The 14618-nt window shown below is 73.9% G+C and carries 17 protein-coding genes; 7 read left to right on the plus strand and 10 right to left on the minus strand.

Going from position 1 to position 14618, the window contains the following annotated elements:
• Positions 1-12: 12 nt before the first annotated feature.
• Positions 13-609: a DUF3043 domain-containing protein gene (locus IPK37_19165; GenBank protein ID QQS00859.1), complete on the plus strand. Its 597-nt coding sequence runs from the start codon at positions 13-15 to the stop codon at positions 607-609.
• A gap of 115 nt (positions 610-724) precedes the next feature.
• Here IPK37_19165 and IPK37_19170 read toward each other — a convergent pair whose 3' ends face one another.
• Positions 725-934 (minus strand): hypothetical protein, encoded by a 210-nt coding sequence (locus IPK37_19170; GenBank protein ID QQS00860.1) that lies wholly within the window; start codon positions 932-934, stop codon positions 725-727.
• A gap of 9 nt (positions 935-943) precedes the next feature.
• Positions 944-2197: a YihY/virulence factor BrkB family protein gene (locus tag IPK37_19175; protein ID QQS00861.1), complete on the minus strand. Its 1254-nt coding sequence runs from the start codon at positions 2195-2197 to the stop codon at positions 944-946.
• Between the two features lie 107 nt (positions 2198-2304).
• Between IPK37_19175 and IPK37_19180 the strand changes: the two genes are divergently transcribed.
• Positions 2305-3054, plus strand: coding sequence for a PIG-L family deacetylase (locus tag IPK37_19180; protein QQS00862.1), 750 nt, complete (start codon positions 2305-2307; stop codon positions 3052-3054).
• A gap of 62 nt (positions 3055-3116) precedes the next feature.
• Positions 3117-4067, plus strand: a complete 951-nt coding sequence (locus tag IPK37_19185; GenBank protein ID QQS00863.1) for a hypothetical protein — start codon at positions 3117-3119, stop codon at positions 4065-4067.
• Between the two features lie 34 nt (positions 4068-4101).
• Here IPK37_19185 and cbiE read toward each other — a convergent pair whose 3' ends face one another.
• Both cbiE and hisF read right to left on the minus strand, forming a co-directional pair.
• Positions 4102-5598, minus strand: a complete 1497-nt coding sequence (gene cbiE / locus IPK37_19190; GenBank protein ID QQS00864.1) for a precorrin-6y C5,15-methyltransferase (decarboxylating) subunit CbiE — start codon at positions 5596-5598, stop codon at positions 4102-4104.
• A gap of 161 nt (positions 5599-5759) precedes the next feature.
• Positions 5760-6569, minus strand: coding sequence for an imidazole glycerol phosphate synthase subunit HisF (gene hisF / locus IPK37_19195; protein QQS00865.1), 810 nt, complete (start codon positions 6567-6569; stop codon positions 5760-5762).
• Between the two features lie 407 nt (positions 6570-6976).
• Between hisF and trpS the strand changes: the two genes are divergently transcribed.
• From trpS to IPK37_19215, 4 genes are all read left to right on the plus strand, one after another.
• Positions 6977-8122 carry a tryptophan--tRNA ligase gene (gene trpS, locus IPK37_19200; GenBank protein ID QQS03021.1) on the plus strand — a complete coding sequence of 382 codons (1146 nt, stop codon included), beginning with the start codon at positions 6977-6979 and terminating at the stop codon, positions 8120-8122.
• Positions 8119-8739 carry a hypothetical protein gene (locus IPK37_19205; protein ID QQS00866.1) on the plus strand — a complete coding sequence of 207 codons (621 nt, stop codon included), beginning with the start codon at positions 8119-8121 and terminating at the stop codon, positions 8737-8739. Before trpS ends, IPK37_19205 begins: the two co-directional genes overlap by 4 nt.
• A 71-nt stretch (positions 8740-8810) precedes the next feature.
• Positions 8811-9164: a hypothetical protein gene (locus IPK37_19210; GenBank protein ID QQS00867.1), complete on the plus strand. Its 354-nt coding sequence runs from the start codon at positions 8811-8813 to the stop codon at positions 9162-9164.
• Positions 9148-10449 carry an FUSC family protein gene (locus IPK37_19215; protein QQS00868.1) on the plus strand — a complete coding sequence of 434 codons (1302 nt, stop codon included), beginning with the start codon at positions 9148-9150 and terminating at the stop codon, positions 10447-10449. Before IPK37_19210 ends, IPK37_19215 begins: the two co-directional genes overlap by 17 nt.
• Before the next feature lie 8 nt (positions 10450-10457).
• Here the strand turns inward: IPK37_19215 and IPK37_19220 are convergent, their stop codons facing one another.
• The 6 genes from IPK37_19220 to IPK37_19245 all read right to left on the minus strand — a co-directional run bounded on the left by IPK37_19220 (position 10458) and on the right by IPK37_19245 (position 14417).
• Complete coding sequence (locus IPK37_19220; protein QQS03022.1) at positions 10458-10907, minus strand: PH domain-containing protein; 450 nt, start codon at positions 10905-10907, stop codon at positions 10458-10460.
• Between the two features lie 98 nt (positions 10908-11005).
• Entirely contained in the window at positions 11006-11851 is an 846-nt protein-coding gene (locus tag IPK37_19225) for an ATP phosphoribosyltransferase (GenBank protein QQS00869.1), read from the minus strand.
• A 96-nt stretch (positions 11852-11947) separates the two neighbouring features.
• The gene (locus IPK37_19230; protein ID QQS00870.1) at positions 11948-12211 is read right to left on the minus strand and encodes a phosphoribosyl-ATP diphosphatase; all 264 of its coding nucleotides are present in this window, start codon (positions 12209-12211) and stop codon (positions 11948-11950) included.
• A 261-nt stretch (positions 12212-12472) separates the two neighbouring features.
• Positions 12473-13351 carry a hypothetical protein gene (locus tag IPK37_19235; GenBank protein ID QQS00871.1) on the minus strand — a complete coding sequence of 293 codons (879 nt, stop codon included), beginning with the start codon at positions 13349-13351 and terminating at the stop codon, positions 12473-12475.
• On the minus strand, positions 13348-13854 hold the full coding sequence (locus tag IPK37_19240; GenBank protein ID QQS00872.1) for a hypothetical protein: 507 nt from the start codon (positions 13852-13854) through the stop codon (positions 13348-13350). Before IPK37_19240 ends, IPK37_19235 begins: the two co-directional genes overlap by 4 nt.
• Entirely contained in the window at positions 13851-14417 is a 567-nt protein-coding gene (locus IPK37_19245; GenBank protein QQS00873.1) for a SigE family RNA polymerase sigma factor, read from the minus strand. The genes IPK37_19240 and IPK37_19245 overlap by 4 nt, the downstream gene beginning before the upstream one ends.
• Between the last annotated feature and the right edge of the window lie 201 nt (positions 14418-14618).

The raw sequence follows: 14618 nt of genomic DNA on the forward strand, positions 1-14618 counted from the left end.
AGAGTGGCGTCCGTGTTTGGACGCAAGAAGGACGAGCCGGCTGCGGTGCCGGAGCAGGACGCGATCGGCGAGGGCCGGCCGGGGGCCAAGAACCGCCCGACCCCGAAGCGGCGCGAGGCGCAGGCCGCCCGGATGCAGCCGCTGGTCCCGCTCGACCGCAAGGCCGCGGCGCAGCACGCCAAGGACGCGCAGCGCGCCGATCGGGCGCGCCGGCAGGAGGCCATGCGGCGCGGGGAGGAATGGGCGCTGCTGCCACGCGACCGCGGCCCGGAGCGGGCGTGGGTGCGCGACTTCGTCGACTCCCGCTGGAACGTCGGGGAGTTCCTGCTGCCGGTCATGTTGATCGGGCTGCCGTTCATGTTCATCGACCCCACCAGCTCGCTGGCGAGGTTCGGGGTCTCGATCGTCTACGGCGCGTTCGCCGTGTTCATCGTCGACACCTTCGTCATGTGGTTCCAGCTGCGGCGGCGCTACGCCGAGACGTTCGGCGGCAAGCCCCCGGGCGGCACCTTCTTCTACGCGATGAGCCGGACCATGTCGTTCCGGCGGACCCGGATGCCGCTGCCGCGGGTGCAGCGCGGGCAGCGCTGGACCAAGCCCAAGGCGTAACCGCACCGGGCGGGATCTCCGCACCGGGGAGCGTCACCGCACCGGGCGGCGTCACCGCACCGGGCGGCGTCACCGCACCGGGCCACAGTCGAGCATGGCCCCGCGGCCTGCGGCGTCAGGCGCCCTCGAGGGACATCGGCCCGTAGACGATCTCGCCGCCGTGCCGCAGGGTCACGGCGCCGACCCCGGCCTCCGCGAGGTCCTGCCACGACTCCCCCAGGTAGGCCTCGGCCTCCGCCTGGCTCGGAAAGCTCGCCGTCGTCCCGGCGTCCGGCACCTCGGCGCCCCCGGCGTCCAGGTAGGTCCACGTCCAGCTCTCGCTCATGGCCCCAACCTAGCCCGCTCCCGGCGTACCGTCCTTTCGCGCGAACCGGCGCCGCACCCCGGCCCGCACGCGGGCGAGGGGGCCGCCCCGGCCGGCCGCGGACCGGCGCAGCCGCTCGGCCCGTTCCAGCGCGCGCCGGCGCTCCCGGGCGAGCCGGGACTCCTCCGCCCGGCGCTCGGTCTCGGCCCGCGCCGCCTCGGCCTCCCGCTCGGCCTGTTCGCGGGCGGCGTGGCCGGTGCGGTACTGGCCGTCGTACTCGAAGCTCACCTGCACCGTCTGGAACCCCTTGAGCCGCTGGGCGCGCGCCAGCCCGGCGTAGGCGGCCCGGTCCCCCTCGGTGAGGTCCACGTCGTCGGTCAGGGGCGTCAGCAGCGCCCGCGGGTAGAGCCCCAGCGCCAGGACGACGTTCAGCTCGGTGCACAGCACGAACGCCACCGAGGCCAGATAGATCCAGGCCAGCAGACCGAGGACGACCGCGAATACGCCGTTGGTGTCGCTGGCGCCGGCGACGTACCGGCTCACGAACCCCGTCCCCGCGCCCTGCAGCCCCTGCCACGCCAGCACCCCGAGGACGCTGCCGGGCAGCGCCTGCCGCACGGTCACCCGGTAGCTCGTGCCGAACCGGGAGATCACCTGGAACAACACCCAGGTGACACCCATCGACGCGAAGGTCGTCCAGTAGCCGACCGCCTGCTCGTTGCCGGTGATCGCCCGCAGCGCGGCGTCCCACTGGGACAGGAAGGTCGTGACCACCAAGAAGATCGCGACGAGGACCAACAGCCCCACGCTGCGGGCGCGCGCGAGGACGGGGTTCGGTCGGGAGTTGCGGGGGACGTACCAGGCGGAGTTCATCGCGTTCTGCATGGCCTGCGCGACGCCGACGGCGCCGTAGAGGGCGCCGAGCGAGCCGATGACGACCGCCGCCGTGTTCCCCCGCAGCTGGGCCCGCTGCACCTGGTCGCCGATGACGGGGATCTGCCGAAAGGCCGACTCCATGATCTGGGCCTGCAGCTCCGGGTTGTTCTCCAGCGCGAACCCGAGCACGGAGGACAGCAGCAAGAGCAGGGGGAACAGGGACACGAACCCGTAGTACGTGATCAGGGCCGCGAGGTAGGCGCCCTGGTCATCGAAGTACTTGTAGATCAGCCCGATGGGCAGCCCGAGGATGGCGTGGCGTCGCTGAAACGCGTCGATCGCCCCGATCACGCCGCCGCGCGCACCGTCCCGCGCACCGTCGTGCGCACCGCCCTCCACCCGCGGCATCCTGCCACGAGCGCGGGTCGCGGCGGCGGCCGTACGCTGGGCGCGCAGCGACCACCGCCGTCCGCGGGCGGTGCGCGCACCTCGACGTCGACTCCAGGAGCCTCGCCGTGACGCAGCCGACCGCCCCCGCCCCGCTCCCCTCGCTCCCCCCGCTTTCCGAAGACTTCGCCCGCGTGCTCGTCGTCGTCGCCCACCCGGACGATATCGAGTACGGCGCCGCGGCGGCCGTCGCCCGGTGGCGGGCGGCGGGGATCGAGGTGGCCTACCTGCTCGCGACGTACGGCGAGGCGGGCATCGACTCGATCGACCCGAGCGAGACGGCGTCCGTCCGGGCCCAGGAGGAGCGCGACGGGGCCGCCGAGGTCGGGGTGAGCCGGGTGCACTTCCTCCCACACCGCGACGGCGTGGTCGAATACGGCCTGCCGCTGCGCCGCGACATCGCTCGGGTCATCCGCGCCGAGCGTCCCGACCTGGTCGTGTCGCTGACCCACCGCGAGCGGTTCGGCGGCGGGGGCACCAACCAGGCCGATCACCGCGCGGTCGGCCTGGCGGCGCTCGACGCCTGCCGGGACGCGGGCAACCGGTGGGTCTTCCCCGAGCTGGTCGAGGAGGAGCTGGAGCCGTGGGGCGGCGTGCGGCGCATCGCCTACGTCGCCTCCCCCACGCCGACGCACGCCCTCGACGTGGGCGAGCACCTGGACGCCGCCGTGGCGAGCCTGGAGGCACACGCCCGGTACCTTGAGGCGCTGGGCCCCGACTACCCCGCCCCGCGCGCCCTTCTCGAGGGGATCCTGTCGGGTGGGGGTGCGGCGGCCGGATGCCGGTACGGCGTGACGTTCGAGGTCTTCGACCTCTGAACGGGGGACGCGCGCCGGCAGGAGCATGACGGCAGGTGCGCGGCGGTAGAACGGAGCAGCGGATGACCATCAGGCTGGCGCTGGCCACGGGGGCGGACTACCTCGGGGTGGATGCCGATGGGCCGGCCTTCCCGGCGGCCCTGCGCGCCGAGGGCATCGACGCCCACCGGGTCGTCTGGGACGAACCCCGCGACTGGACCGCCTTCGACGCGGTGCTCCTGCGGAGCACCTGGGACTACCCGGACAAGCTCGCGGACTTCCTCGCCTGGACCCGAGCGGTGCCGCGTCTCGTCAACTCGGTGGAGCTCGTCGCCTGGAATGCGGACAAGCACTACCTGGCCGAACTGGCGGAGGCCGGGCTGCCGGTGGTGCCGACGCGGTACGTCGCCCCGAGGTGCGATCGGGATGCCGCCACCGGCTCGGACTGGGCGGCAGCGGTCGGGGTCTGGCCGCCGGACCGGTCAGAGGTCGGGGTCTGGCCGCAGGATTGCGCGGAGGTCGTCGTCAAGCCGGCCGTCAGCGCGTCGGCGCGGGACACCGGCCGGTTCCCGGTCGGCGACCCGGCGGCGGGCGACCTGATCGCGGCGATCCATGTCGGCGGCCGGGTCGCCATGGTCCAGCCGTATCTGTCTCAGGTTGATGTCGAGGGTGAGGGGTCGTTGGTCTACTTCGGCGGCCGCTTCTCCCACGCCGCCCGCAAGACGGCGCTGCTCGCCCCGGGCGCGGCACCCTTCCGCGAGCCCGAGGCGGGAGAGCTGACCGAGGACCAGCCGCACCCCGGCCTGCAGGTGATCGAGGCCGACCCGGACCAGCGCCGCGTGGCCGACGCGGTGATGGCGCACCTGGAGGACCGGCACGAGGTGCCCGTCTATGCGCGCATCGACCTGCTGCCCTCGTCCGCCCGACCCGTCGTCCTCGAGGTCGAACTCATCGAGCCCAACCTGTGGCTGCACGCGCCCGGCGCGCCGGAGCGGTTCGCCGCGGCGGTGCGGGCCGCGCTGACGGGCCGCTGAGTCCGCCGGCGGTGGCGGCTCCTTGGCGGGGGGGCTAACTCAGCCGCGGCGACGGCCGTCGCGCCGGCGCCTTGCGGCGCACCCAGAGCACGAGTTCGGTGGCGCCGCCGTACCGCGAGGCCTCCCCCTCGCTGATCCCCACCGACAACTGCAGCCGGGTGAGGTCGCCGCCGAGGATGCGGTGGTAGCGCGCCAGCAGCGCCGCTTCGTCCAGCGTCGTCGCCGCGCCGACGAGGCGGCCCCCGAGTCGCAGCGCGCGCCAGGTCGTCTCCATCACGCCGGGCGCCGCGCTGGCATCCACGAGCAGTACGGCGTCCGGAGTGGGGAGCCCAGCCGCGGCGGCGGGCAGCGCCCCGTGGACGCGCTGGACCGGGGCGACGCCGAACGGGGTCGGCCGGTCGGCGACCTCGCCGCGATGCGTGATCAGTGCCGCGCGCGCCCCGGGCGAGGCCATGCTCCACGCGAGGGCCGCGGCGCCGGTCCCGCCGATCTCCCACAGCATCTCGCCGGGCGCCGGGTCGAGCGCGGCGAGGAGGGCTGCCGACAGCAGCGCGGCCGCGGACCCGGTGAGCTCCTGGCCCGATCCGTCGGGGAGGAGCGGACCCAGCTCGGCGAGCCGGGCGGCGCCGTACGTGGAGACGCGCCCCGCCCGGTTCTCTGCCCCCGCGGCGGGCACCGGCGCGGGCCGCCCGAGGTCGGGGGGCTCCGGGGGCTCGACGCGCGGCTCAGGCTCGGCGGGGAACGCAGCACCGCTGTCGACCACGTGCCGCGCCTCGTCAGCCTCAAGGTCAGGCAGAGATTCACTCGTGGTCCCTGGCGACAGGGCCGCGGGTGGCCCGGCGGCGCTGTCCGCTGGGGCGACGAAGCCCGGCGTGCTGTGGCAGGTCACCGCCACGACGTTGAGGCCGCAGGTCACCTCCACGTCCCACCCCGACGCCGTACCGTCCCACCGCTGTTCACGGTCCGTCCCGAGGTCACCCAGGACGACGAGGGCGCTGTCGCCACACCCCTGGTCGGCCAGCCGGGTCGCGACCGTGGCCGGGGTGTCCCGCCCGGCGGAGAGCACGATGAGCCGGGCCCCCTCCGCGAGGTGACCGGGGAGGGTGTCCAGCCCCCCGGCGGGCGCGTTGATGACCGTCACGCTCTCCACCGGCCAGCCTAGCCGGGCACACGCCAGCGCGACCGAGGAGAGGTTGGGCAGGAAGAGCAGCCGCTCGATGCCGAGCTCCTCGACCAGCGTGCGGCCGATGCCGTAGAGCAGCGGGTCCCCGGAGGCGAGGACGGCCAGTCCGCCGTCAACGTGCTCCTCGACGAGGGCCCTGATGTCGTCGCGCCGGGGGCTGCGCCATTCCTCGCGCCGCGCCCCCAACCAGACGGGCAGCTGCTCGAGCTGCCGGGGGCTGCCGATGATCGTGCGGGCCTGGCGCAGGGCGTGCCGGGAGTTCTCGCCGAGCGAGGCCCAGCCGTCCGCGCCCACGCCGACGACGACCACGCCGCCCGCGGCGTAGGTCTCGGCGATGCGCCGCGTCACGGGCGATTTCCCGGGCGCGCTGAAAAGCCCTCCACGACAAGATCATTCGGCTTGATCGCCGGCGTGATGAGGGATCCGGACCGACGGCTTGCCCCGACTCGCGCGCGAATCCGACGCGCAGCCAGGCAAACTCACCCGCCGACGCGGGACAGCGCTTGGGCTCAGCGCACCTCGTGGCCCGCCGCGCGCAGCGCGTCCTTGACCTGACCGATGGTCAGGTCGCCGAAGTGGAACACGCTGGCGGCCAGCACGGCGTCCGCCCCGGCCGCGACGGCGGGCGGGAAGTGCTCGACCGCGCCGGCGCCCCCGCTGGCGATGATTGGCACGCCGACCAGCGCCCGGACCGCAGCGATCAGCTCCAGGTCGAAGCCCGCCTTGGTGCCGTCGGCGTCCATCGAGTTCAGCAGGATCTCCCCCGCCCCGATCTGCGCCGCCTGCGCGCACCAGGCCAGGGCGTCGATGCCGGTGCCGCGCCGCCCACCGTGGGTGGTGACCTCGAATCCCGACTCCGGCCGGGGGTGTCCGTCCGCCGACCTTCCCGCCCCGGCGGCCGCCGGGTCCTCGCGCCACCGCCGCACGTCGGCGGACAGCACGAGCACCTGCGCGCCGAAGCGGTCGGCGATCTCGGCGACCAGGCGGGGCCGGGCGATCGCGGCGGTGTTCACGCCCACCTTGTCGGCGCCCGCCCGCAGCAGCCGGTCCACGTCGTCCACCGTGCGGACGCCCCCGCCCACGGTCAGCGGGATGAAGACCTGCTCGGCGGTGCGCCGGACGATGTCGTAGGTCGTCTCGCGGTCCCCGCTGCTCGCGGTCACGTCGAGGAAGGTCAGCTCGTCGGCGCCCTGCGCGTCGTACGCGGCCGCCAACTCGACCGGATCCCCCGCGTCGCGCAGGTTCTGGAAGTTCACGCCCTTGACCACCCGACCGGCGTCGACGTCCAGGCAGGGGATCACTCGGGTCGCGACGGGCATAGGCCGAGCGTAGCCCGACCCCCGTGTCCCGCAGGACGTACAGTACGCCCGGCAGGGTCCCCGGAGAACTGACCGTCATCCTTCTGACCAGCAGCGATGCTCGGAGCCGTCGACGTGCGCACCACGAATCGGCGCGTACTGTACGTCGCGCGGGACGGGCACCCCAGGGCGAGGGGCCGGGACGCGTACGATGGCCGCGTGAGAAGCACCGTGCGCTCCTGGCGGCCGTCGACGCGACGGCCCTGACGACACGCACGCTCCCCACCCGCCGTCGCCCGCGCGACGGCGGACGCACGTCGGGCGCGGACGGCCCCGAGCACCGAACGAGGATGAGCATTGTGACCAGGCCCCCCCAGTCCGCCGAGAACCCCACCGCCGAAACCGCCAAGCCGGTCGAGCCCGCCGAACTGGGCCAGCCCGGCGGCGACACCGGCGGCCTCGGCGCCGAGGACTCCGCCGAGGGCCGGGCCCTCGCCGACTCCGTCAGCGACGCCAGCCTGCGCCGCAGCCAGGCCCGCTCCGTGGAGATCGAGGAGCAGATCGCCAAGGACCCCAGCGGGCTGCGGATGCTCACCGGCGACCGACCCACCGGCAACCTGCACCTGGGGCACTACATCGGCACCCTGGCCAACCGGGTACGGCTGCAGAATCTCGGACTCGACACGTTCGTGGTGATCGCCGACTACCAGGTCATCACCGACCGCGACAGTGTGGGCGAGCTGCGAGACCGGGTGTATTCCCTGCTCACCGACTACCTCGCCATCGGCCTGGACCCCGCCCGGACCACGATCTTCGCGCACAGCGCGATCCCGGAGCTCAACCAGCTGCTGCTGCCCTTCCTCGCGCTGGTCACCGACTCGGAGCTGCGCCGCAATCCCACCGTGAAGGCCGAGCTGGAGGCCACTGGCGGCCGGGCCATGTCCGGGCTGCTGCTCACCTACCCGGTTCACCAGGCCGCGGACATCCTGTTCTGCAAGGGCAACCTCGTCCCGGTCGGCAAGGACCAGCTCCCCCACCTGGAGCAGGCCCGGGTCGTCGCCCGCCGCTTCGACGAGCGGTTCGGGCGCGCCGACAAGCGCCGGCCCGTCTTCCCGGCGCCGGAGGCGCTGCTGTCGTCCGGGGCCAACATCCTCGGCACCGACGGGACGAAGATGTCGAAGTCGCGCGGCAACACCATCGAGCTGGGCATGACCGCCGACGAGACCGCCAAGCGGCTCAAGAGGGCCGTCACCGACTCGGATCGGCACATCACCTACGACCCCGAGAACCGCCCCGAGGTCGCGAACCTCCTGCTCATGGCCGGCCTGCTCGCCGACCGCGACCCGGCGCAGCTCGCCGACGAGATCGGCGACGGGGGTGGCGCTCGGCTCAAGGCCGTCGTCACCGAGGCGGTCAACGAGCACCTGGCCCCGATCCGCGCGCGGCGGGCGGAGCTGGTGGCCGACCCGGGGCACCTGCGCGACGTCCTCGCGGACGGCAACACCCGCGCCCGCGAGGTCGCGGCGGCCACGCTCGACGAGGTTCGCGCGGCCATGTCCATGAACTACGGGTGAGCCCCGACACCGGTCCAGGCAACCCCGACCACCCGGGCAAGGTCGCTGCGCCGCGCCGCCCACGGTCGTACCAGGCAGCGGACCCCGCGGACGCCGTCGTCGCGCTGCTGGCCGCGGCCCGGCGACGCGGACCGCTCGCCGGTACGACCGTGGTGGCCATCGACGGCCCGAGCGGCGCCGGCAAGACCACGCTGGCCGAGCGCTTGGGCGCGGCGATCCGGGACGTCGCCCTGGCGCGCGACGAGGACGGCCCCGCCGTCCTGCCCATGGACGACGACCTCTATCCCGGCTGGGACGGCCTGGCCGCGGCGGTGCCGCTCCTGGTCGAGTCCGTGCTCCGCCCGCTGGCGCAGGGGCGTCGGTCCGCCTACCGGCGCTACGACTGGCCCACGGGCCGGTACGCCGAGGAGCACGAGGTCCCACCCGGCGGCTGGCTCGTCGTCGAGGGGGTCGGCAGCGGTGCCCGCGCCGCGGCGCCGTACCTTTCCGCACTGGCCTGGGTCGACGCCCCGCGCGACGTACGCCTGCGCCGGGCCCTGGCCCGTGACGGCGAACCTACCGTCCCCACTGGGAGCGCTGGGCGCGCCAGGAGCAGCGGCACTTCGCGGCGGAGCTGACCGCGCGACGCGCCGACGTACGGCTCGACGGCTGGGACCGCCGCACCCCCGATCCAGGGGAGAATGTGCGCATGACTGGCCACCCGGGCATGCCGCGCAGCGCCGCCGATCCCGTGGGCGGTGCCGCCCCCGCGCTGCGGGACGCGGTCGTGGAGATGACCCACGCCCAGGGCGACGACGTCGTCACCAGGCTGGAGGGCACGGTCGTCGTCGTGCGGCGGCGTACAGACTTCCTGCGCGTGGAGCCGCGCGACGACGGCGGACTGGACCTCGTCCTGAGCTACCCCGCGGGGGCGCCCGACGACGACCGCCTGACCGCGGCGGCCGACGGCGGCCATCTCGTCCGGGTCGCCGCCACCGATGTCGACGCGGACCTGCTCGCCCTCGAGCCGCTGATCGAGACGGCGTATGCCCAGAACGGCTGACGCCGACCGCTGGTACGACGCCGCCTGGCTCGAGCGCACCGGGGCCTGGCGCCGCCGCGCCACGCAGGCCTCCCGCAACTCGGCCGAGGCGCGCCTCAAGCGGTGGCGGTCGCGCGGGTTCTTCATCGCGCAATGCGCGCTCACCGCGGGGGCGGCCTATTTCGTCGCCGGCGGCCTGCTGGGCCACGAGATCCCGCTCTTCTCCGCCATCGCCGCCGTGATCGTGCTCGGCCAGTCCTTCGGCCAGCGGCTACAGCGGGTGGCCGAGGTCGTCGCGGGCGTCGCGGTGGGCGTCTTCGTTGGGGACATGTTCGTGCACTACGCAGGGAGCGGCTATTGGCAGCTGGCGGTGGTCGTCTTCCTCGCCATGTCGACCGCGACGCTCCTCGACGCCAGCGTGGGGATGACGGCGACGGCCGGCACCCAGTCCGCCGTCGTGGCGATCCTCGTGCCGCCGCCTGGGCAGGCCTTCACCCGCTGGATCGATGCGGTCGTCGGCGGCCTCGTCGCGCTGGCAGCGGCCACGATCACCCCGGCATCCCCGGTCCGGCGACCGCGACAGCAGGCCTCCGAGACCGTGGCCGAGATGTCCGCCGTCCTTCGGGACACCGCCGCCTCGCTGCGGGCCCGGGACATCGAGGGCATCGACGAGGCGATGGAACGGGCCCGCGCCTCCGAAGGGATGCTGGACGATCTGCGCGACGTTGCCGACGACGGGCTGGCGGTGGTGCGGACCTCGCCGTTCCGGCGCCGCGATCTGCCGGCCGTGCAGGTCATCGCGGACCTCCTGGTTCCGTTGGACCGGGCGATCCGCAACCTGCGCGTGCTCGTCCGCCGGGCCAGCATCGCCGTCCACACCGGGGAGCAGGTGCCCGGCGCCTACACGGCCATGGTCGAGGAGCTGGCCGAGGCCACCGACCAGATGGCCGGCACGCTCGCCGTGCGCGAACTCCCGGAGAGCTCGCGGCGCGCGCTGGTCGAATTGGCCGAGCGCACGACGTACGTCGACGAACACCCCTCCCTCTCCTCGGAGGTGATCCGGGCCCAGATCCGGTCGATGGTGGTGGACCTGCTCATGGTGACGGGGATGACGTACGAGGAGTCGGTGGAGTGCATCCCCGAGTCGTTCGAGCTGGTGGACGGGACGGAGTACGAGCCGGAGCTGCCGGGCGACAGCGACGAGCCAGACGACCGCGACGAGAGGGGCGACCGCGACGACCGCACCCGCGACGATCGCACCGACGGGCCCGGCGAGCGCAGCCAACCGGCGGCCACCGCGGGCTGACCCTGGTGCTAGCCGCGCTGACCCGACTCCGGCTCGGCCGCGCTGGAGTGCACGTGGACGAGGGCGGCGAGGCGGCCCGCCATCTCCCGCCCGTACGCGCCGTCCGCCTTCTGAATCGCCATCACCGCCACCGTGTCGGCGTCCCACAGGTCCAGGTGCGCCCACGGCGCCGCCCCGCCGAACTGCATCCGGATGATCTCCGGCCAGGTGAGCTTTCGCGTGATCAGCAGGTTGCGGACGACGATCCCGCGCTCCGACGGCACCGCCCGGATCGTGGCGAACCGCCAGATGAACCAGGCGATCGCCGCGCCCATCGCGAAGATGAGCAACCGGTCCATGATGCCCCAGTCGCCCTTCTGGCCGTCGCGGCCGGGGACGGTGATGGCGGCGTACGTGAACGCCAGGAACACCACCACCGCCAGCACGATCGCCACGACCCGCCCCCGCTTCGGGCGCATCACGGCGTACGGGTCGACCTCGCTCTTCACACTCCCGCTCACGCCACCCACGCTAGTGCGCCGCGGTCGCCGTGGCGGCGACGGGGCGGCGCCGCTCGTCACAGGCGGCAGGCGGCGATATCGGTGATGAGGATGCCGCGGGCGCCGAGGGCGTAGAGGGCGTCCATGACCCGGTTCATGCCCTTGCGGGGCACCATGGCGCGGACGGCAACGTACCCCTTATCGTGCAGCGGGCTCACCGTCGGCGACTCCAGCCCGGGCGTGATCGCGCAGGCAGACTCGACGAGCTCGACGCGGACGTCGTAGTCGACCATGACGTAGGTGCGGGCCGTCAGGACCCCCTGCAGCCGCCGCTGCAGGACGGCCAGGCCGGGGCTGTCGGCGGTGTCCTCGCGGGCGATGAGCACGGCCTCGCTGCGCAGGATCGGCTCGCCGAACACGACGAGGCCCTGGTTGCGCAGCGTCGTACCTGTCTCGACGACGTCCGCGATGACGTCGGCGACGCCGAGCGTGATCGAGGTCTCGACGGCCCCGTCGAGCCGCACCACGGTGGCCGCGACGCCGTGGTCGGCCAGGTGGGCGCCCACGAGACCGTCGTAGCTCGTGGCGATCCGCTTGCCCGCCAGCTCCGCCACGCCGTTGGCCACCCCGGGGCGCCCCGCGAACCGGAACGTCGACGCCGCGAACCCCAGCGCCATGGTCTCCACGGCCCCGCTGCCCGAGTCCAGCAGCAGGTCCCGGCCGGTGATGCCGCCGTCGAGGGTGCCGGACCCGACGTACACGGCGATGTCCCGCGGCCGCAGGTAGAAGAACTCGACGTCGTTGTCGGGGTCGCCGACGACGAGTTCCTTGGCGTCGCGCCGGGTGCGGTAGCCGCACTCGCGCAGCATGGTGACGGCGGCCTCGGAGAGGCTGCCCTTGTTCGGTACGGCGATGCGCAGCATGAGTTCGTCTTTCGGGTGCTGGGTGGCAGTGGGAGGGTACGGCGTGCGGCGCGGCGGCTGTCCCGCCGCTCACCGGCGCGGCGGCTTGCCCGCCGCTCACAGATGCCGGTAGACGTCCTCCAGGGTCAGCCCCTTGGCGATCATCATGACCTGGGCGTGGTAAAGCAGCTGGCTGATCTCGGCGGCGGCCTCGTCGGTGCTCTGGAACTCCGCGGCCATCCACGCCTCGGCGGCTTCTTCGACGAGCTTCTTGCCGATGAAATGGACGCCCCGGTCGAGTTCCTCGACCGTGCCGGAACCGGCTGGGCGGGTCCGGGCCTTCTCGACCAGCTCGGCGTACAGGTCCTCGAAGCTCTTCACGTGCGCAGATGGTACCGGGCGCGACCGGGCCCGCGAGGCCGCCGCCCGACATCCGGCCGCCGGGGCCGCCACACCCGGGCGCGGGGCACAGCCGGCCGGGCCGCCCCGGGGCGTTTCGCGGCGCGATCAATACCCCGGTGATCGGGCCGGCACGGCCTGGATCCGGGGGTATTGATCGTCCCGCGGCACCGACCTTGCCCTGCGGGCTCATTCCGGTGCCGCTTCCCCGTGCCCAGAGCCGCCGGGGAGTGTGTCTCCCTGTCAGCCGAGGCCGGTGGTGTCCCGCCCGTCCTGGAGGCGCATGACGTGCGTAGGCTCCGGGGCGAGCTCGCAGGTCGTCGTTGTCACGTCGCAGCGGGACACCGGCGGGGCCACCATGGGCGCTAGCGCCATCAGCACATGGGTCGCGTCCTCCCAGACGGGCTGGAAGGCCGGCATAAACGGCTGGCCCCCTTGGGGCACCCGGAACCGCGCGATCGTGAGCCGCTCGAGGTCGACCACGGCGTAGCCGCTGGAGCCCCCGTCGCGATCCGACTGCCACCGGACGATCACGCGGCGTTGGTCCGGGGAGACCGGCGTCGCGGCGACCAACTCCCTCGCACACGCCAGCGGCTCGACCGACGTGGGCTGGTTCGGCATCACGGCGTACAGGCAGGACGAGCTGCCCGCCTCCGTGCTCCCGAGCACCATCACTCGCTCGGATCCCGATGGGAACACCGACCGCGGGATGAGTCGGTCGCCGCCCACGGTGAGCTGGTCAGATACCCCTCGGGTCGAGAAGTCGCGGGTATCCACGGCCACGAAGCGCTGGGGACCCGTCGCGCCATCCGCCTGCTGCGGAATCCACCAGCGGCCGGCCGCGTAGGTGATAGGCCCGCTCCCCGAGATCCCCAACTTGGCCACGAAGCGCCCGGACGGCAGGTCTTGGATCACCACCTCCTGCGAGCGGGCGCCGCCCGGTTGGACGACGTCCTGTCGGTAGATCAGTTGGGACCCGTCGGGGCGCACCGCCACGTCGCGGGCCGATCCGTCATCGCCGTACATCTGCCGACTCGACGACGTGACCCGCACGATCACCCCCGCACGCGGATCCTCGCCCGGGTTCACGATGATGACGCCGTCCGGCGTATCCGCGATCACGTGGGCGCTCCCCTCAGGCCCGCGGACGGGCCGGGGACGAGCGTCGGGGTGAGGGCCTGCTCCCAGTCGCCCTTCACTACGGCGATCCGCTGGCCTCGGATGACCACATGGGGCAGAGCCGCCACCGCCGGACCGGTACCCATCCCCTCAGCTGCCCCCGCCGGTGTGCTGGTCATGACGTCGACGATGTCCGGCCCCGGCGTGCCGACCGGCCGGGGGGCCTCGCTGGGTGAGGTGCGGCTCGCCGTGGCTGCGGGGACCTGATCGCTGGGGAAGGCGCCGAGCTGGTGGGTGCCGAGCGCCACGCCCGTGATGAGCAGCAGCGCCGCGGCGACCCCGCCCGCAGAGGCGGCCACGGCGCGGCGCCGCCGGCGCACTCCCCCGGCGATGGCGCGATCGGCCAGCCCGGAGTCGGGAGCCGCGAGGAGGTCGGCTCGGCGGCGCATGGTCACGCTGAGCGCATCGGGGTTCGGGGTGTGATCGGAGCGGGTCGCGGGTGTCATCGGGTCACCTCCGGGGCCGACGCGTCGTGCGATGGCTGACTCGATGCGCCGGTGGCACGCTGCAGCCGCAGCCGGGCGAGGCCGCGGGAGAGCTGGGATTTGACGCTCCCGACCGAGCAGCCGAGCGCGGCGGCGATGTCGGCCTCGGGCAGGTCCTCGTAATACCGCAGCACGAGCACCGCCCGGGTCCGAGGCGGCAGCGTCGCGAGCAGCCGCCACACTTCGTCACGGTCGTCGACGGTGCGCAGCGCCGCGGCCCCGTCCGGACCGGGGCGGGTCGGCTCGGGCGGGTCGGCGGCCGGGCGCTCTCGGCGTACAGGCCGCCGCCACCACGACGCCTGCGTCCGCGCCATGGTGCGTCGGGCGTACGCGAGCCGGGCGTCAGGCGCGGCGACCTTGTCCCAGGCCAGGTACAACTTCCCCAGACTCGCCTGCAGCAGATCGTCCGCGGCCGAGGCCTCGCCGGTCAGGACGTAGGCGTAGCGGCGCAGCGCGTGCCCGTGCAGACGCACGAACACCGTGAACGCCTCGTCTCGGTCGCTGCGCTCGCCCACGCTACTCATGCTGCCCAGACGCGGCCGGCGGGCGAAAGGTTGACTGCGAACGGCAGGTACGGCGTGTCGCGTGTGTCACCCCGCCCGGACGCATCCGAGGCCAACGGCACGGCCCCGAAAGCCCGACCGGGCCGGCGACGCCGCTGCCCGTCATCCGGTCCGACCCCTGCAGCCGTCGGCGGAGCCGGTCGTCCCCCAGTCCTCGCGGAG

Origin of the sequence: Austwickia sp. (genome assembly GCA_016699675.1) — a bacterium.
Classification (GTDB): domain Bacteria; phylum Actinomycetota; class Actinomycetes; order Actinomycetales; family Dermatophilaceae; genus Austwickia.